This window comes from Bradyrhizobium sp. SZCCHNS3002 (assembly GCF_032377435.1).
GTDB lineage: Bacteria > Pseudomonadota > Alphaproteobacteria > Rhizobiales > Xanthobacteraceae > Bradyrhizobium.
The window spans coordinates 55472-72831 of the sequence record NZ_JAUHHY010000001.1 but is presented as its reverse complement, the minus strand read 5'-3'; the positions used below and the strand labels follow the sequence as shown (position 1 = coordinate 72831).

The 17360-nt window shown below is 64.1% G+C and carries 17 protein-coding genes and 2 tRNA genes; 4 read left to right on the top strand and 15 right to left on the bottom strand.

Translation table 11 applies throughout. The annotated features are described in order from the left end of the window. Window positions 1-7 precede the first annotated feature (7 nt). The 8 genes from nuoF to QW845_RS00320 are packed head-to-tail and all read right to left on the bottom strand — an operon-like array spanning window position 8 to window position 5925. A complete protein-coding gene (gene nuoF, locus QW845_RS00355; RefSeq protein ID WP_315799698.1) occupies window positions 8-1333 on the bottom strand; it encodes an NADH-quinone oxidoreductase subunit NuoF in 1326 nt (441 codons plus the stop codon). Between the two features lie 19 nt (window positions 1334-1352). Beyond that, window positions 1353-1568, bottom strand: coding sequence for a hypothetical protein (locus QW845_RS00350; RefSeq protein ID WP_315799697.1), 216 nt, complete (start codon window positions 1566-1568; stop codon window positions 1353-1355). Then, a complete protein-coding gene (nuoE, locus tag QW845_RS00345) occupies window positions 1565-2176 on the bottom strand; it encodes an NADH-quinone oxidoreductase subunit NuoE (protein ID WP_315799696.1) in 612 nt (203 codons plus the stop codon). The genes QW845_RS00350 and nuoE overlap by 4 nt, the downstream gene beginning before the upstream one ends. Window positions 2177-2190: 14 nt before the next feature. Further along, complete coding sequence (locus tag QW845_RS00340; RefSeq protein WP_315799695.1) at window positions 2191-3150, bottom strand: FkbM family methyltransferase; 960 nt, start codon at window positions 3148-3150, stop codon at window positions 2191-2193. Beyond that, complete coding sequence (locus QW845_RS00335) at window positions 3150-4346, bottom strand: NADH-quinone oxidoreductase subunit D (protein ID WP_315711546.1); 1197 nt, start codon at window positions 4344-4346, stop codon at window positions 3150-3152. Before QW845_RS00335 ends, QW845_RS00340 begins: the two co-directional genes overlap by 1 nt. A gap of 14 nt (window positions 4347-4360) precedes the next feature. Next, a complete protein-coding gene (locus QW845_RS00330; protein WP_315799694.1) occupies window positions 4361-4966 on the bottom strand; it encodes an NADH-quinone oxidoreductase subunit C in 606 nt (201 codons plus the stop codon). A gap of 12 nt (window positions 4967-4978) precedes the next feature. Continuing rightward, the gene (locus QW845_RS00325; RefSeq protein ID WP_315800415.1) at window positions 4979-5563 is read right to left on the bottom strand and encodes an NADH-quinone oxidoreductase subunit B family protein; all 585 of its coding nucleotides are present in this window, start codon (window positions 5561-5563) and stop codon (window positions 4979-4981) included. Then, window positions 5560-5925, bottom strand: coding sequence for an NADH-quinone oxidoreductase subunit A (locus tag QW845_RS00320; RefSeq protein WP_008964559.1), 366 nt, complete (start codon window positions 5923-5925; stop codon window positions 5560-5562). Before QW845_RS00320 ends, QW845_RS00325 begins: the two co-directional genes overlap by 4 nt. Window positions 5926-6515: 590 nt before the next feature. Here QW845_RS00320 and QW845_RS00315 point away from each other — a divergent pair. Continuing rightward, complete coding sequence (locus QW845_RS00315) at window positions 6516-6713, top strand: hypothetical protein (RefSeq protein ID WP_315799693.1); 198 nt, start codon at window positions 6516-6518, stop codon at window positions 6711-6713. Window positions 6714-6905: 192 nt separating this feature from the next. Here the strand turns inward: QW845_RS00315 and QW845_RS00310 are convergent. Continuing rightward, a tRNA-Asp gene (locus QW845_RS00310) sits at window positions 6906-6982 on the bottom strand. A gap of 721 nt (window positions 6983-7703) precedes the next feature. On the opposite strand from QW845_RS00310, the gene pepT reads away from it, so the two are divergent. After that, window positions 7704-8960, top strand: coding sequence for a peptidase T (gene pepT, locus QW845_RS00305; RefSeq protein WP_315799692.1), 1257 nt, complete (start codon window positions 7704-7706; stop codon window positions 8958-8960). 18 nt (window positions 8961-8978) lie between these two features. Here pepT and QW845_RS00300 read toward each other — a convergent pair whose 3' ends face one another. After that, window positions 8979-9836, bottom strand: a complete 858-nt coding sequence (locus QW845_RS00300) for a class I SAM-dependent methyltransferase (RefSeq protein ID WP_315800414.1) — start codon at window positions 9834-9836, stop codon at window positions 8979-8981. A gap of 223 nt (window positions 9837-10059) precedes the next feature. Between QW845_RS00300 and QW845_RS00295 the strand changes: the two genes are divergently transcribed. Next, the gene (locus QW845_RS00295; RefSeq protein ID WP_315799691.1) at window positions 10060-10887 is read left to right on the top strand and encodes a metallophosphoesterase; all 828 of its coding nucleotides are present in this window, start codon (window positions 10060-10062) and stop codon (window positions 10885-10887) included. Here the strand turns inward: QW845_RS00295 and QW845_RS00290 are convergent. After that, the gene (locus tag QW845_RS00290) at window positions 10826-11311 is read right to left on the bottom strand and encodes a cyclic nucleotide-binding domain-containing protein (protein WP_315799690.1); all 486 of its coding nucleotides are present in this window, start codon (window positions 11309-11311) and stop codon (window positions 10826-10828) included. The two genes, QW845_RS00295 and QW845_RS00290, sit on opposite strands and share 62 nt — an antisense overlap. A 194-nt stretch (window positions 11312-11505) precedes the next feature. On the opposite strand from QW845_RS00290, the gene QW845_RS00285 reads away from it, so the two are divergent. Continuing rightward, a complete protein-coding gene (locus QW845_RS00285) occupies window positions 11506-11733 on the top strand; it encodes a hypothetical protein (protein WP_315799689.1) in 228 nt (75 codons plus the stop codon). A gap of 37 nt (window positions 11734-11770) precedes the next feature. On the opposite strand, the gene QW845_RS00280 is transcribed toward QW845_RS00285, so the two are convergent. The 4 genes from QW845_RS00280 to QW845_RS00265 all read right to left on the bottom strand — a co-directional run bounded on the left by QW845_RS00280 (window position 11771) and on the right by QW845_RS00265 (window position 17129). Further along, a tRNA-Val gene (locus QW845_RS00280) sits at window positions 11771-11847 on the bottom strand. A 181-nt stretch (window positions 11848-12028) separates the two neighbouring features. After that, a complete protein-coding gene (gene lon, locus QW845_RS00275; RefSeq protein ID WP_006611021.1) occupies window positions 12029-14452 on the bottom strand; it encodes an endopeptidase La in 2424 nt (807 codons plus the stop codon). A 327-nt stretch (window positions 14453-14779) separates the two neighbouring features. Then, a complete protein-coding gene (gene clpX / locus QW845_RS00270; protein WP_012044595.1) occupies window positions 14780-16054 on the bottom strand; it encodes an ATP-dependent Clp protease ATP-binding subunit ClpX in 1275 nt (424 codons plus the stop codon). A 442-nt stretch (window positions 16055-16496) separates the two neighbouring features. Further along, window positions 16497-17129 carry an ATP-dependent Clp protease proteolytic subunit gene (locus QW845_RS00265; protein ID WP_172109612.1) on the bottom strand — a complete coding sequence of 211 codons (633 nt, stop codon included), beginning with the start codon at window positions 17127-17129 and terminating at the stop codon, window positions 16497-16499. Window positions 17130-17360: the final 231 nt, after the last annotated feature.

Below are 17360 nucleotides of genomic sequence, written 5' to 3'. Positions count from 1 at the left end.
CCACCGCCTACTCCGCCGCCACCATGTGCGCGGGATCGCGCACGCCGACGTCGTCGACATCGGCCTTGTGCGAATACTGATCGATGCGCGCCTCGATCTCGTGACGGAAATGCGTGATCAGGCCCTGGATCGGCCAGGCCGCGGCGTCACCGAGCGCGCAGATCGTGTGTCCCTCGATCTGCTTGGTGACCTCCAGCAGCATGTCGATCTCGCGCTTGTGCGCCCGGCCCTCGGCCATGCGGGTCAGCACGCGCCACATCCAGCCGGTGCCTTCGCGGCACGGCGTGCACTGGCCACAGCTCTCATGCTTGTAGAAATAGGAGATGCGCGCGATCGCCCGGATCAGGTCGGTCGACTTGTCCATCACGATCACGGCCGCGGTGCCGAGGCCGGAGCGCAGCTTCGACAGGCTGTCGAAATCCATCGGCGTATCGATGATCTGCTCGGCCGGCACCATGCGCACGGACGAGCCGCCGGGGATGACCGCCTTCAGATTGTCCCAGCCGCCACGGATGCCGCCGCAATGCTTCTCGATCAGCTCGCGGAACGGGATGCCCATCGCCTCTTCGACGTTGCAAGGCCGCTCGACGTGACCGGAGATGCAGAACAGTTTTGTGCCGACATTGTTCGGACGGCCGATGCCGGCGAACCACGCGGCGCCGCGGCGCAGGATGGTCGGCGCCACCGCGATCGACTCGACATTGTTCACCGTGGTGGGGCAGCCGTAGAGGCCGACGTTGGCCGGGAATGGCGGCTTCAGCCGCGGCTGGCCCTTCTTGCCCTCCAGGCTCTCGAGCAGCGCCGTTTCTTCGCCGCAGATATAGGCGCCGGCGCCGTGGGCGACGTAGAGATCGAACGGCCACCCGTGGATGTTGTTCTTGCCGATCAGGTTGGCCTCATAGGCCTGGTCGATCGCCGCCTGCAGCCGTTCGCGCTCGCGGATGAACTCGCCGCGCACATAGATGTAGCAGGCATGCGCGTTCATCGCGAAGCTGGCGAGCAGGCAGCCCTCGACGAGATGATGCGGATCGTGCCGCATGATCTCGCGATCCTTGCAGGTACCGGGCTCGGACTCGTCGGCGTTGACCACGAGATAGCTCGGCCGGCCGTCGGTCGATTCCTTCGGCATGAACGACCATTTCAGGCCGGTCGGGAAGCCGGCGCCGCCGCGGCCGCGCAGGCCCGACGCCTTCATCTCGTTGATGATCCAATCGCGGCCGTTCTCGATCAGGCCCTTGGTGCCGTCCCAGCTGCCACGCCGGCGAGCGCCCTCGAGGCCCCAATCGTGCAGGCCGTAGAGGTTGGTGAAGATGCGGTCCTTGTCGTCGAGCATCAGACGGCTTCCTCGAAAATCAGCGGTTCGACTGCATGGTGGCGATGAAGGCGGCACAGCCGCCGAACACCAAGGCCCACAGCAGACTGGACTCCAGCGTCGCGTTGAGCGCGAACCGCTGCAGCACGAAAATGAAAGCGGCGGCAGCAAGCGTATGCAGCGCCACGTAGCGCCAGTTCTTCATCGCGGCGCCCTCTTCCGTCAGGGCCGCAACGCGGGTGCGATCGCGGCTCATGTCTTCTCCTTCAGCGTGGTCGGCCCACCTGCCGGCGCCGAGAACTGGCGGCCGTTCTGCGGGCCGGGCGTCGGCAGATTGCCGGTCGCGAAGCCGTCCAGCACCTTGCCGAAGCTCTCCGGCGTCAGGTCCTCATAGGTGTCCTTCCAGATCTGCACCATCGGCGCATTCACGCAGGCGCCCAGGCACTCGACCTCTTCCCAGCTGAAGTCGCCGTCCTTCGACAGGTGGAAGGGATCATGATGGATACGATGCTTGCAGACCTCGATCAGCTCTTCGGCGCCGCGCAGCCGACACGGCGTGGTGCCGCACACCTGCACATGCGCCTTCTTCCCGACCGGCTGGAGCTGGAACATGGTGTAGAAGGTCGCGACCTCGAGCACGCGGATATAGGGCATCCCGAGCATGTCGGCGACGACGCGGATCGCAGCCTCCGACACCCAGCCGTCGTGCTGCTCCTGGGCCCGCCACAAGATCGCAATCACCGCCGAGGCCTGGCGGCCTTCCGGATATTTCGCGATCTGCGCTTTGGCGAAGGCAAGGTTCTCGTCCGTGAACGCAAAGCTCGCGGGCTGAACTTCCTTCGGGGCAAGACGGCGGACGGACATGGCTCTTCAATCTTTCATTGCATGCGGCGCGCGGCGTCTGCATTGAGCGCTGCGACGCGATTCTGCCAGAAGGCACTTGCAGTTCCGAACACGTTATAGCCGACGTGGGCGGAAGCCTTGATGCGGTCGAGGATCGACAGCTCCGTCACGATCTCGAAGCGGCCGCTCGCGGGGTCGTAGACCATCAGCTGCATCGGCGTCTGATCGAGGATGTAGCGCGACACCGTATGGTTGCGGTCCTGGCCGTGCTCCTCGCACAGGATCATGCTGTCGGTCGCCAGCAACCGCGCGCCGCCCTTGATCGCCTCGATCTCGACGCCCTCGACGTCGAGCTTGATCAGGTACTTGCCGGACGCGGCGACCTTGCCGTCGTCGATCAGATCGTCGAGCGCCATCACCGGCACCCGCTCGCCGTCGGCGGCGCCGCCCGCAATGCTGAAGGCCTCGTGCTTGGTGCCAGTCAAATAGGCCGTGCCGCGGCTGGCGCCGATCGCGCACTTCATCACCTCGAAGCGGCCGGCATTGATCCGGGCGTTGTTGGCGAGCTTGGCGAAGTTGGCCGAGGACGGCTCGATCGCGATCGCCTTGTGCGCACCGTAGGGCGCGCTCGAGACCAGCACCGACCAGTAGCCGTAATTGGCCCCGCCATCGATGAAGGTGTAGTCGACATCGACAGTGCCGAGAAACAGGATCTCGAGCTCGTCCTCGTAGTGATAGTCGCGGTTGAGCAGCTTGCTCCAGTAGCCGTCGCCATAGGGAAACTCGAACACGGCGTCCGGGTTGAGCTTCACCGCGATATCGCGTTCGGGCAGCGCCAGGCGCAACAGGTTGGCGCAGCGGTTGTAGCCGCGATGCGAGAAATGCGACGAGATCTTCGAGCCGGTCGACAGCGCCAATGCAGCCGTGCGCTCCCAGAGGTTCGCTCCTTCGAGCGCTCCGGACGCACGATCGAACTGGATCGGCGCATGGCCCATCAGCGGTCCACCTCTCCGAACACGATGTCGAGCGAGCCCAGGATGGCCGAGACGTCGGCGAGCAGATGGCCGCGACAGATGAAGTCCATCGCCTGCAGATGCGCGAAACCCGGCGCGCGGATCTTGCACTTGTACGGCTTGTTGGTGCCGTCGGCGACGAGGTAGACGCCGAACTCGCCCTTCGGCGCCTCGACCGCCGCATAGATCTCGCCGGCGGGGACGTGCACGCCCTCGGTATAGAGCTTGAAGTGGTGGATCAGCGCTTCCATCGAGCGCTTCATCTCGCCACGGCGCGGCGGCGCGATCTTGTTGTCGGTGATCATCACCGGGCCCTGCCCGTCCGGTGCACGCAGCTTCTGGATGCACTGCTTCATGATACGCACCGACTGGCGCATCTCTTCCATGCGGATCAGATAGCGGTCGTAGCAGTCGCCGTTCTTGCCGATCGGAACGTCGAACTCCATCTCGGCGTAGACGTCATAGGGCTGCGACTTGCGCAGGTCCCAGGCCGCGCCCGAGCCGCGCACCATCACGCCCGAGAAGCCCCACTCCCAGGCCTGCTTCAGGGTGACGACGCCGATGTCGACGTTGCGCTGCTTGAAGATGCGGTTTCCGGTGAGGAGCCGGTCGAGATCGTCGACCACCTTCAGGAACGGATCGCAGAATGCGTCGATGTCGTCGATCAGCTTCGGCGGCAGGTCCTGGTGGACGCCACCGATGCGGAAGTAGTTGGCGTGCATGCGCGAGCCGGAGGCGCGCTCATAGAACACCATCAGCTTCTCGCGCTCCTCGAAGCCCCACAGCGGCGGGGTCAGCGCGCCGACGTCCATCGCCTGGGTGGTGACGTTGAGCAGGTGCGACAGCAGCCGTCCGATCTCGGAGTAGAGCACGCGGATCAGCTGGCCGCGGCGCGGTACCTCGATTCCGAGCAGGCGCTCGGCCGCGAGGCAGAACGCATGCTCCTGATTCATCGGCGCGACGTAGTCGAGCCGATCGAAATAGGGCATCGCCTGCATGTAGGTCTTGGTCTCGATCAGCTTCTCGGTGCCGCGATGCAGCAGGCCGATATGCGGATCGACGCGCTCGACCACCTCGCCGTCCAGCTCCAGCACCAGGCGCAGCACACCGTGCGCCGCCGGATGCTGCGGGCCGAAATTGATCGTGAAGTTGCGGAGGGCCGGGCTCTGCTCGTTCATGCTCGCGCTCCCACTCACTTATTCGCTTTCTCGTCGCCCGGCAGCGGATAGTCCGCGCCTTCCCAGGGCGACAGGAAATCGAACTTGCGGAATTCCTGGTTGAGCCTGACCGGCTCGTAGATCACCCGCTTCTCCTGGTCGTCGTAGCGCACCTCGACGAACCCCGTCGTCGGGAAGTCCTTGCGCAGCGGATGGCCATCGAAGCCGTAGTCCGTCAGCAGGCGGCGCATGTCGGGGTGGCCGACAAAGATCACGCCGTAGAGGTCGTAGGCCTCGCGCTCGAACCAATCGGCGCCCGGAAAGACATCGATCAGCGACGGCACCTGCGTGGTCTCGTCGGCTTCGGCCTTGAGCCGGATGCGCGCGTTCAGCGTCGGTGACAGGAAGTGGTAGACGACATCAAAACGCTTGGCGCGCTCGGGATAGTCGACCGCCGTGATGTCGGTGATGTTGACGAAGCGGAGAGCCGGATCGTCGCGCAGATGTGTCACGACCTCGACGATCCGGGCGGGCTCCACATTCACCGTGAGCTGATTGAAAGCGACCGTATGGCCGATCGCGGCGCCCGGGAGCGCGCTTACGATCGTCTGCCCAAGGGCGTCGAGCCTGCCGTCGTCCATAACGAAAAACCTTCAGCGTTCGATGGTGCCGGTGCGCCGGATCTTCTTCTGCAGCAGCAGCACACCGTACAGCAGCGCTTCGGCGGTCGGCGGACAGCCGGGCACATAGATGTCAATGGGAACGATGCGGTCGCAGCCGCGGACCACCGAATAGGAATAGTGATAGTAGCCGCCGCCATTGGCGCACGACCCCATCGAGATGACGTAGCGCGGCTCCGGCATCTGGTCGTAGACCTTGCGCAGCGCCGGCGCCATCTTGTTGGTCAGCGTGCCGGCGACGATCATCACGTCGGACTGGCGCGGCGAGGCACGCGGCGCGAAGCCGAAGCGCTCGACATCGTAGCGCGGCATCGAGACCTGCATCATCTCGACGGCGCAGCAGGCCAGGCCGAACGTCATCCACATCAGGGAGCCGGTGCGGGCCCAGGTGATGAGATCGTCAGCGGTGGCAACGAAGAATCCCTTGTCCGACAGCTCGGACCTGACCTCGAGGAAATACGGGTCGTTGGCACCGATCGGCCTGCCGGTCGCGGGATCGAGAATGCCCTTCGGGGCCGGAGCGATCGCCGGCCCGGTCGAGGACGTGGTCGGGCTCAATCCCATTCAAGCGCGCCTTTCTTCCATTCGTAGGCAAACCCGACCGTCAGCACGGCCAGGAATACCAGCATCGACCAGAAGCCGGCCGCGCCGAGCTTGCCGAATGCGACTGCCCAGGGGAACAGGAAGGCGACTTCGAGGTCGAAGATGATGAAAAGGATGGCAACCAGATAGAAGCGGACGTCGAACTTCATACGGGCGTCGTCGAACGCATTGAAGCCGCACTCGTATGCGGAGAGCTTCTCGGGATCGGGCTGCTGGTAGGCGACCAGGAACGGCGCGATCAGCAGCACCACCCCGATGATGGCTGCGACACCTATGAAAACGACGAGGGGGAGATAGTTCTGAAGGATGCCGGTCATCGGCGCCACTTTCCTCTGCGGTTTCGGTGCAAACCGCAGACTCGTTGCATTGGAATTGGTCGAAGCCTTAGCGCAGCGCACCAAGCCGCGCAAGACGAGCCGTCTCGCCGTCGTCATCCCTCCCCACATTGCGGAAACCGGGACACACCGAGCAACGGCGCCGCGGATGACGCGTGCAGGAGCCGCATTGCAGACCCGCAGCATTACGGTGCCGCACGGTCCACCGCAGGATGCTGAGGCGATCAGCAATCGCGAGGACGCACGCCGTTGTGCGCAGGCTGGGCTGGTCGGAGACGGATGCGGATCAGCGTTCGATCGGGCGATCCAAACGAGGCGACTGGACCGTCGCCCGATAGGCTTCCGTTACCGCAGGAAATGGTCACGAAGGGCCGCCGGATCAAGATCATCCGCGGCCGCCGTCGATGCCGGCACCGCCGCGCGCAGTCAGCCCCGGCCGCATACTCCCGATTGCCGCCGCGGCGGCTGCAACCGATGAAACCATTTTGAGGAAACGAAGAAACCGGATCGAAACAAAGCAGGGGTACATGTCCAGGCAACAAAGTGGCGCTCTGAGACGCCGGGAGGCTGACATGAACCACTCGCTGCATTCCGCAGACCGATCGACCCATCTGAAGATCGTCGCCGTTGCCCTGATCGCCGGCATCGCCGTGACCGCTTTCGGCATCGCGACCCGCGCCAACGTCGACTACAGCCAGACGGCATCGCACGTCGTGAAGGCCGGCAAGCCGGTGACCATGACGAGTTCCAGCGACTCGATGGTCCGCTGAGGCCGCTGCCCGCTGCCATCTGACAGCATTCGCAGGCCACCCGCCGGGTGGCCTTTTTCATGCCCGGTCGGAAAATTGGCGACGGAGCACTTGCAGTCGGCGGAGCATCAGGTCGTAGGCGGGAAGAGATCGCGCGGGAGTGCCGCTTGCGCCAGCGGACGGATCAGATCAAAAGCTAAGCCATTGAAAACATGGCGCGAGAGACGGGGCTCGAACCCGCGACCTCCGGCGTGACAGGCCGGCGCTCTAACCAACTGAGCTACTCCCGCGTGATCGCGAAATCCGCGGAGGAGTGCGACTTAAAGGGGCGATGTTTCGAAGTCAAGGACAATGAACCGAGAGCTGTGCGAAGTCATTGATGAGGGGTCCATGCAGCACGCCCGGTCTCCTTGTCTGGGCCGAGCAGCCGACGTCAATCGCTGCACGATGATGGGCCATCCCACGTCTCTCCCTCCGGACCTCGGCACCCCTGCCCCGCGGCCGTGGCGGTCGCTTCGCGAAGACGTCGCAGGCCGGATATGGCAAAATGGGCGCCAAGTCCGACCAGGCATACTTTCGACCGGGCATATTGAAATTTCCGGCCGCCGTCCCGGTCGAGGCGCACGGGCTGACCAGGAAGCGAGTGAGAGGAGATTCCTCGCGGACGCCGCCCACGAATCGCCCGGCACCTGTGCGAGCAAGCTGAGCTTCGAATCGCCGGAGGCGGTATCCTGCAGATGGAGCTCAATCCTGCCGTCGGCGAAGCGGTGCTGATCAACGCCGGCCGCGAAACGTCGTATTCCGCAGCACGGGAGCTGGCGGACGTTCTTTGATCAGAGCTGAAACCATTGATAACCTGCCGCTCCTGGTATCTGGCATGCAATAACTGATATATTAGTATACTGATACCTCCGGCAACCTCTTTCTCTCTCTCTCTCTCTCTCTCTCTCTCTCTCTCTCTCTCTCTCTCTCTCTCTCTCTCTCTCTCTCTCTCTCTCTCTCGTGGTGCCCATGTCCGACCCGCTTCGCAGCTATACCCACTCCGTCACCGAGCGCCTGCTCCGCTACGCCGTGATCGACACCCAGTCGGACCCGACGTCGCCGACCTGTCCTTCGACGCTCAAGCAGAAAAATCTTGGCCGGATGCTCGCAGCCGAGCTGCAGGCGATGGGACTTTCGGACGCCCATCTGGACGACAACGGCTACGTCTACGCGACCATCCCCGCCACCACCGACAAGGCCGTGCCGGTGATCTGCTTCTGCTCGCATATGGACACGTCGCCCGACTGCTCCGGGGCCAACGTGAAGCCGCAGATCGTGCGCAACTACCAGGGCGGCGACATCGTGCTGCCGGCGGACCCGAGCCAGATCATCCGCGTGGCTGAGCATCCTGCATTGAAGGACCAGATCGGCAGCGACATCGTCACCACCGACGGCACGACCCTGCTGGGCGCCGACAACAAGGCCGGCATCGCCGAGATCATGGACGCGGCGCAATTCCTGATCAGCAATCCGCAGATCAAGCACGGCACCATCAAGATCCTGTTCACGCCGGACGAGGAGATCGGCCGCGGCGTCGACAGGGTCGACCTGAAGAAGCTGGGCGCCGATTTCGGCTATACGATGGATGGCGAGACCGCCGGCAACATCGAGGACGAGACCTTCTCCGCCGACGGCGCCACCATCCTCATCAACGGCGTCAGCGCCCATCCCGGCTTTGCCAAGGGCAAGATGGAGCATGCGATCAAGATCGCGTCCGCAATCGTCGATCGGCTCCCGAAGGATGGCTGCTCGCCGGAGACGACGGAGGGCAAGGAAGGCTTCCTGCATCCGGTCGGGATCTCCGGCGCGCTCGAACAGGCGCGGCTCGACTTCATCGTGCGCGATTTCAGCGAGCAGGGCCTGCGGCAGAAGGAAGCGCTGCTCGAGGACATCGTCAGGGATGTCCTGAAGGACTATCCGCGCTCGACCTATCGGATGGAGGTCCGGCAGCAATACCGCAACATGAAGGAGGTCATCGACCGGCATCCGGAGATCGTGACCTATGCCGAGGAGGCGATCCGCCGCGCCGGACTGACGCCGGTCCGGACATCGATCCGCGGCGGCACCGACGGTTCGCGGCTGTCGTTCATGGGCCTGCCCTGCCCCAACATCTTCGCCGGCGAGCATGCCTTCCACTCGCGTCTCGAATGGGTCAGCGTCAAGGACATGGAGAAGGCGGCGCAGACCATCGTCCATCTGGCGATGATCTGGGAAGAGCGCTCCTGAGCACCGTCCGGCGCCGCGTCAGGCGCGCGCCGTCACCAGCCAGATCGAGCCCGACAGCGTGACGCTGCCGCCATCCTGATGCTGTGCGAGCAGCTCGCGTACCGAGAGACGCGCCGCATCGCGCGTCTCCGCCGGGTGCCCTTCCAGCGCGCGGCTGGCGGGGCCGATCTCGAAGGCCGATTGCACCGCCGCGTCGAGACCCTGTCCGCGGGCGATGTCGAGCGACAGCGGATGTGCCTGCAGCGCGACGTCGCTGAAGCCGGCCTCGCCGAGGATCCGCGTCACCCGCGCCTCGGATGCGAACGCGAACGGACCCGGATCCTCCGGCGCCATCTCCGGCAGCTTCGGGACGTGGCGATAGACCGCCTGCAGCGGCGCAATCATCCAGGGATTGGCCTTCGGCTCGCGCCAGCAGGCGAACACGACCCGGCCGCCCGGCTTCAGCCCGCGGCGGATGTTGGCGAACGACGCCACCGGATCGGCAAAGAACATCACCCCGAACCGCGACACCAGCAGATCAAAGCTCGCCGGCGCGAACGGATGCACGGTGGCGTCGGCCAGCACGAATTCGGTGGCGAGCCCGGCCGGCGCGACGGCCCGCGCCCGCGCCAGCATCGGCGCGGAAATGTCGACGCCGAGCACATGCCCGCCCGGGCTCACCTGCCCGGCCAGCGCGATCGACAGGCCGCCACAACCACAGCCGATGTCGAGCACACGATCTCCCGGCCTGGCCGCGATGCGGTCGATCAGGATCTGCGACACCGGCGCAAGCAGGACGTCCTGCGCCTCCTGGCGATCCGACCAGCGCTGTCCGCCCGGGCCGTTCCAATAGGCGATCTGGTCGGCGTTGCGGTCGTCTCCTGAAGGCAATTGCATGACGCGCCTTGTCTGGTTGAGATCATCGAGAGAGTAGGCATCGCGCATGCGCGGGTCTTGCCTGTCAAGGCACGAGCGCGCGATGGTTCGCGCCAACATCATACCGGCGAGATCGACAGACCAGAGGACGACCTGGTCTTGCCGGCGCCCGCAGTTTCAAGATGCAATAGCGCGGGCAGAATATGGTCCCGCTCTTGCTTCGATCCTGCGCGTCAGGAGCCTCATGCGCTGTCTCATCGTTGCCGATCTTCACTACACGTTGCCGCAGTTCGACTGGCTGGTCGCCGCGGCCGAGCATTTCGACATGGTGGTGTTCGCCGGCGATGCGCTCGACCTTGCCTCGATCGTGGACATCCGCGCCCAGATCGTCGTCGTGAAGAAGTATCTCGGGCTGCTCGCCGCCAGGACGCGCGTGATGATCTGCTCCGGCAATCACGACCTGGAGGAGCGTAGCGCGGACGGCGAGAAGATCGCGGCTTGGCTCAGCACGGTCCGCGAGCTCGGCATCGCCTCCGATGGCGACGATCTCCTGGTCGGCGACATCATGTTCTCGGTCTGCCCGTGGTGGGATGGCCCGCGCGTGAAGGCCGCGATCACGCGCCAGCTCGAAGCCGCCGCCGCACGCAGACCCGAACGCTGGATCTGGGTGCATCATGCGCCGCCGGCCGCCTCGCCGGTGAGCTGGGGCGGCAAGCGCTTCTTCGGCGACACCGAGCTCGAAGGCTTCATCGCGCGCCATCGGCCAACGATGGTGATCTCCGGCCACGTCCACCAGTCGCCCTTCATCACGAACGGATCCTGGTTCGATCGCGTCGGTGAGACCTGGGTCTTCAACACCGGACGGCAGCCCGGGCGCCCGCCGACCTACATGGTGCTCGACACCGAGGCCCAGCGCGCGTTCTGGCTGTCGGCGGGGCAGGCCGAATGGATCGACCTCGCCGGACCGCTGGAGCGCCCGGCCCAGCCGGTGACAGCGGCGCCCGACTGGCTCAGAGCCGTGGATCGGATTCCAGATCCGTTCCTGGCGAGACCTGCTGCGGCGGCAGGTTGACCATGCTCTGCAGGACGTCGCCGACCATCGCGAGGTGCGTGCCATGGCCGGCATATTGCCGCTTGAGGTCGGCCAGATAGGTATTGGCGACATTGAGCCGCTGCGCCAGCATGCGCGCGATCGCCAGCGTCGCCTCGGGATTCTCGGCCAGGAAGCGCGGCGCATTGGGGATCTCATAGATCCGGCACTCGGCAAGCGCCCGCACGGTCGCCGTGTGCGGCTGCTCCAGCAGCAGCGACATCTCGCCGAACAGCGCACCCGGCTCGGAGACGACGGCCACCGTGGCCCCGGCCTTGATGACCTCCAGCCGCCCGTCCAGCAGGATGTAGAGATGCCCGGTGCTGTGGCCCTCCTCCAGCAGGTCGGAGCCAGCCGCGATGATGCGTTCGTGTCCGCCTGTGCAGTGACGCAGGAAGTCGGTCATCGTTTCGTCCGCGATGTTTCACCCCGCGCGAAGCTAGCCGAAGAAGAGCTGGTCACCACGCGAAATCGTTCTGACACTTCGTAGTGGCCGCCGAAAAGGATTCTAAACCCTGTCCCACGGCGACGTCCCGCAGCACCTACGCTTCACCACGAGGCTGCGGTATAGCCATCCTGCTACCTCTGACAGAGGTTCAAATGGGGGAATGGGTCGTCATGCAACAATGGGTCGTGGAGCTGATCGTCTCCTGGCTTCCCTTCATCTTCCTGATCGGGGTTTGGTTCTTGCTCAGCCGTCGCGGCGGATTGGGTCCCAGCGCGAAGGTGGTTCAGCTCTACGAGCAGCAGATCGATGAAACCAGACGTACGAACACGCTTCTGGAAAGGATCGCGGTCAGCCTGGAAAAACAGCGCCTGCCGCAATAGCCACCGCAATTCGAGCGCGCCTGCCGGCAGATCCGAGTGGTAGGCGGCGAGAGATTCGAACTCCCGACCCTCTCGGTGTAAACGAGATGCTCTAACCAGCTGAGCTAGCCGCCCTCACGTCGCGCTTCTTTACCCCCTGCCCGATCCGCAATCAACGCCGGAACCACGCAGCGGCAGCGAGAAACCGCCGCAGCGGGAACGGTGGGGCAGACTCCGCACGCTCGAAGTCAGTGGCTCGATCCCGCAAACGAAAACGGCGCCCCTTCGGGCGCCGTTTCCTTGTTCTGTTCGGTCGTCAGTGGGCGGTCAGGCCGCCGGCGGCTTCGTCGCCATCGGCCTTCACGGGCACCTTGGTGTCCTCTTCCCAGACGATCGGCACCGGCTTGCGGACCAGGGCCCGGGCGACGACGTCGTCGAGACGGGCGACCGGGATGATCTCCATGCCGCCCTTGATCGCATCGGAAATCTCCGTGAGATCCTTGGCGTTGTCCTCGGGGATCAGCACCGTCTTGATGCCGCCGCGGGCCGCAGCCAACAGCTTCTCCTTCAGACCGCCAATCGGCAGCACACGACCACGCAGGGTGATCTCGCCGGTCATCGCGACGTCGTGACGGACCGGGATGCCGGTCATCACCGAGATGATGGTCGTCGCCATCGCGACGCCCGCCGACGGTCCGTCCTTCGGGGTTGCTCCCTCCGGCACGTGGACGTGGATGTCACGCCGGTCGAACAGCGGCGGCTCGATGCCGTAGTTGATCGCCCGCGAGCGGACGAACGAGGCCGCCGCCGAGATCGACTCCTTCATGACGTCGCGCAGATTGCCCGTCACCGTCATCTTGCCCTTGCCGGGCATCATGACGCCTTCGATCGTCAGCAGCTCGCCACCGACATCGGTCCAGGCCAAGCCCGTCACGATGCCGACCTGATCGTCGCTCTCGATCTCGCCGAAGCGGTACTTCGGAACACCCAAGAATTCCTCGACGGTCTTCTCGGTGATCTTCACCGACTTCTTCTTGGACATCATGAGCTCCTTCACGGCCTTGCGGGCCAGTGTGGAAATCTCACGCTCCAGATTACGCACGCCCGCTTCGCGGGTGTAGCGCCGGATCACGAGCAGCAACGCGTCGTCGTCGATCGACCACTCCTTCGAGTCCAGGCCGTGCTTCGAGATCGCGCTGGGGATCAGGTGCTTGCGGGCGATCTCGAGCTTTTCGGTCTCGGTGTAGCCCGCGATGCGGATGATCTCCATGCGGTCCATCAGCGGTCCGGGAATATTCAGCGTATTCGCGGTCGTGATGAACATCACGTTCGACAGGTCGTAGTCGACCTCCAGATAGTGATCGTTGAACGTCGTGTTCTGCTCGGGGTCCAGGACCTCCAGCAGCGCCGACGAGGGATCACCTCGGAAGTCCGAGCCCATCTTGTCGATCTCGTCCAGCAGGAAGAGCGGATTCGAGGTCTTGGCCTTGCGCATCGACTGGATGATCTTGCCGGGCATCGAGCCGATATAGGTCCGGCGATGACCGCGGATCTCCGCCTCGTCGCGCACGCCGCCCAGCGACACGCGAACGAACTCGCGCCCCGTGGCCTTCGCGATCGACTTGCCGAGCGAGGTCTTGCCGACGCCGGGAGGTCCGACCAGGCACAGGATCGGGCCGGTCAGCTTGTTGGCGCGCGACTGCACCGCCAGGTACTCGACGATGCGGTCCTTGACCTTCTCCAGCCCATAGTGATCCGCATCCAGAACCGCCTGCGCGGCCTCCAGATCCTTCTTCACCTTGGACTTCTTGTTCCACGGAATCGACAGCAGCCAATCCAGGTAGTTGCGCACGACGGTCGCTTCCGCGGACATCGGCGACATCTGGCGCAGCTTCTTCAGCTCGTGCTGAGCCTTCTCGCGCGCTTCCTTGGAGAGCTTGGTCTTGTTGATGCGCTCTTCCAGATCGGCGAGCTCGTCGCGGCCGTCCTCGTCGCCCAGCTCCTTCTGAATGGCCTTCATCTGCTCATTCAGGTAGTATTCGCGCTGGGTCTTCTCCATCTGGCGCTTGACGCGCGAGCGGATGCGCTTCTCGACCTGCAGCACCGAGATCTCGCTCTCCATCAGGCCAAGCACCTTCTCCAGGCGCGTGGTGACGGACAGCGTCTCCAGGATGCCCTGGCGATCCGCGATCTTGACGGCGAGATGCGAGGCGACGGTGTCGGCCAGCTTGCCGAAATCGGTGATCGACTGAACGACGCCGACGACCTCGGCGGAGATCTTCTTGTTCAGCTTCACATAGCTCTCGAAGTCCGACACGACGGAGCGGCCCAGCGCTTCGGCCTCGACCGACTTGGCGTCGGTGTCCTCGAGCGCAACGGCAGTGGCTTCGTAGTAGTCGGCGCGATCGGTGTACTTCTCGACGCGCGCGCGCTCCAGGCCTTCGACCAGCACCTTCACGGTGCCGTCGGGCAGCTTCAGGAGTTGCAGCACGCTGGCGAGCGTCCCGGTCTCGTAGATCGCATCCGGAGCTGGATCGTCGTCGGACGCGTTCTTCTGCGTCGCCAGCATCACCAGCGCGTCGTTCTTCATCACCTCTTCGAGGGCGCGGATGGATTTCTCGCGGCCGACGAACAGCGGAACGATGTTGTGCGGGAAGACGACGATGTCGCGGAGCGGCAGAACCGGATAGGCGTGGCTCTCGCCGTAAACGATGGTCGGCCGGGGTTTGGGGGTCGTCATGGCCTGTTCCTTTTGTTTAGCCCCCTTGCACGCAGTCCGCCATCGTGCGCAACCGCCACAAGGTGCGATCTGATCCGGACTTCACTGACGCGTCGATATCGCCCGCTTGTTTCGGATCGTTGTTGAGGCGAATCCCGGGATTGAGATTTGTATCGCCACGCGACATTAGGTGGCTATCGACCCGGGGGGTGTCAAGTATCGGTAAACACCCGCCAAAAATGGCTTTACGCGGCGGGACTCTGAAACGCTGCGATGCCGCGGACATGATGTCCGCGGCGATCGCCGATCTAATAAATCGAGGTCTTCTGTCTCTCGTACCAGCGCGCCTCACGCGCTGGCGCTGCTTTCCACCGCGCGATCGGACCGATCGGCGTAGATGTAGAGCGGACGGGCGGTGCCCTCGACCACTTCGCGCGAGATGACCACTTCCTCGACGCCCTCGAGACCCGGCAGGTCGAACATCGTCTCGAGCAGGATGCTCTCGAGGATCGACCGCAGACCGCGCGCGCCGGTCTTGCGCTCGATGGCCTTGCGCGCCACCGCGCCCAGCGCCTCGTCGGCGAAGGTGAGCTCGATGTTCTCCATCTCGAACAGCCTCTGATACTGCTTCACCAGCGCGTTCTTGGGCTCGGTCAGGATCTTCTTGAGCGAGTTCTCGTCGAGGTCCTCGAGCGTCGCAACGACCGGCAGACGGCCGACGAACTCGGGGATCAGGCCGTACTTCAGGAGATCCTCAGGCTCGACGTGACGGAAGATCTCGCCGGTGCGGCGGTCTTCCGGCGCCAGAACCTGGGCGGCGAAGCCGATCGAGGTCGACCGGCCGCGCGCCGAGATGATCTTCTCGAGACCGGAGAACGCACCACCGCAGATGAACAGGATGTTGGTGGTGTCGACCTGCAGGAACTCCTGCTGCGGATGCTTGCGGCCGCCCTGCGGCGGAACCGACGCAACCGTGCCCTCCATGATCTTCAGCAGCGCCTGCTGGACTCCCTCGCCCGACACGTCGCGGGTGATCGAGGGATTGTCCGACTTGCGACTGATCTTGTCGATCTCGTCGATGTAGACAATGCCACGCTGCGCGCGCTCGACATTGTAGTCGGCCGCCTGCAAGAGCTTCAGGATGATGTTCTCGACGTCCTCACCGACATAGCCGGCCTCGGTCAGGGTCGTCGCATCCGCCATCGTGAACGGCACGTCCAGGATGCGGGCGAGCGTCTGCGCGAGCAGCGTCTTGCCCGATCCGGTCGGACCGATCAGCAGGATGTTCGACTTCGCGAGCTCGACGTCGGAGTGCTTGGTCTGGTGATTCAGCCGCTTGTAGTGGTTGTGGACGGCGACCGAGAGCACCTTTTTCGCGTGGTTCTGGCCGATGACGTAATCGTCCAGGACCTTGCAGATCTCCTTCGGGGTCGGAATCCCGTCGCGCGACTTGACCAGCGAGGACTTGTTCTCCTCGCGGATGATGTCCATGCAGAGTTCGACGCACTCGTCGCAGATGAAGACGGTTGGACCTGCGATCAGTTTGCGGACTTCGTGCTGGCTCTTGCCGCAGAACGAGCAATATAGCGTGTTCTTCGAGTCGCTCGTGCCGACCTTACTCATTCCTGTCTCCGTCCGCGGTTCGCTCTTGTCCGCTCGTTCGTTCCGATCCGGCACGGGCCGGACCAGACTGGTGAAAGAGCAAATTTCGTACCAAAATTAACACCTTGTTCTTCACCTGTCGTGCGCCCACGACCTACGCGAATCCCCCACGATCCATAACTGGACACTCTAGCCAATCATGCTGTCATCCGACTATCAAGAATTCGCTAATCGGAGCACAGACCCTAGACCGTGACATTACCGTGATTTTGGGGCTTGACACGGTAAGAGCACGCGAAATCAGCGGAGCGTTGCGTGTTTGCCACGCCTATTTGCCGGCCGCACGGCAAGGTTGCGACCCTTTTGGGACCCCACCTCAGTACCTTTGCCGGCCCGGGCCGACAAAGGTGATGCTGTGCGCTCCGAGGCGGGTCAAACGAACCCCGCCTCGTTTACGGAGGGCTCACTTGCCCATCGCCGCCGGATCTTCCGGCCGCTTGTCGAGAACCTTGTCGATCAGGCCGAACTCCTGGGCGGCTTCCGCCGTGAGGAATTTGTCGCGCTCCAGGGCGTCCTCGATCGCCTTGTAAGGCTGGCCGGTGTGCTTGACGTAGATCTCGTTGAGCCGCTTCTTCAGGTTCAGGATCTCCTGGGCGTGCAGCATGATATCGGTCGCCTGGCCCTGGAACCCGCCGGACGGCTGATGCACCATGATGCGCGAGTTCGGCAGCGAGAAGCGCATGTCCTTGTGGCCGGCACAGAGCAGCAACGAGCCCATCGAGGCCGCCTGGCCGGTGCACAGCGTCGACACCGCCGGACGGATGAATTGCATCGTGTCGTAGATCGCGAGGCCCGACGTCACCACGCCACCGGGCGAGTTGATGTACATCGCGATTTCCTTCTTCGGGTTCTCGGCCTCGAGGAACAGCAGCTGCGCGACGATCAGGGTCGCCATGCCGTCCTCGACCGGACCGGTCACGAAGATGATGCGCTCCTTCAGGAGGCGCGAGAAGATGTCGTAGGCGCGCTCACCGCGGTTGGTCTGTTCGACCACCATGGGCACAAGGTTCATATAGGTTTCGACGGGATCGCGCATGAATCACCCAAGGGTTGGACCAGCAGTTGAGACGACCGGCCGCCGCAGGTGAGGCTCATTCAACGAGCAGCGACGGACAGGTGTCCCGTGATGCAGAACTTCAAGACCGAGCCCACAGATATGGACCAATTTGCCGGTGACAAGACCGGGCCCCTGGCCAGCCGCGAGCGAGGTCGTTGCTCTGTTCAAGCTGATTCCCGCGGCGGCGGCCAGCACCCGAACCGGGTTGAC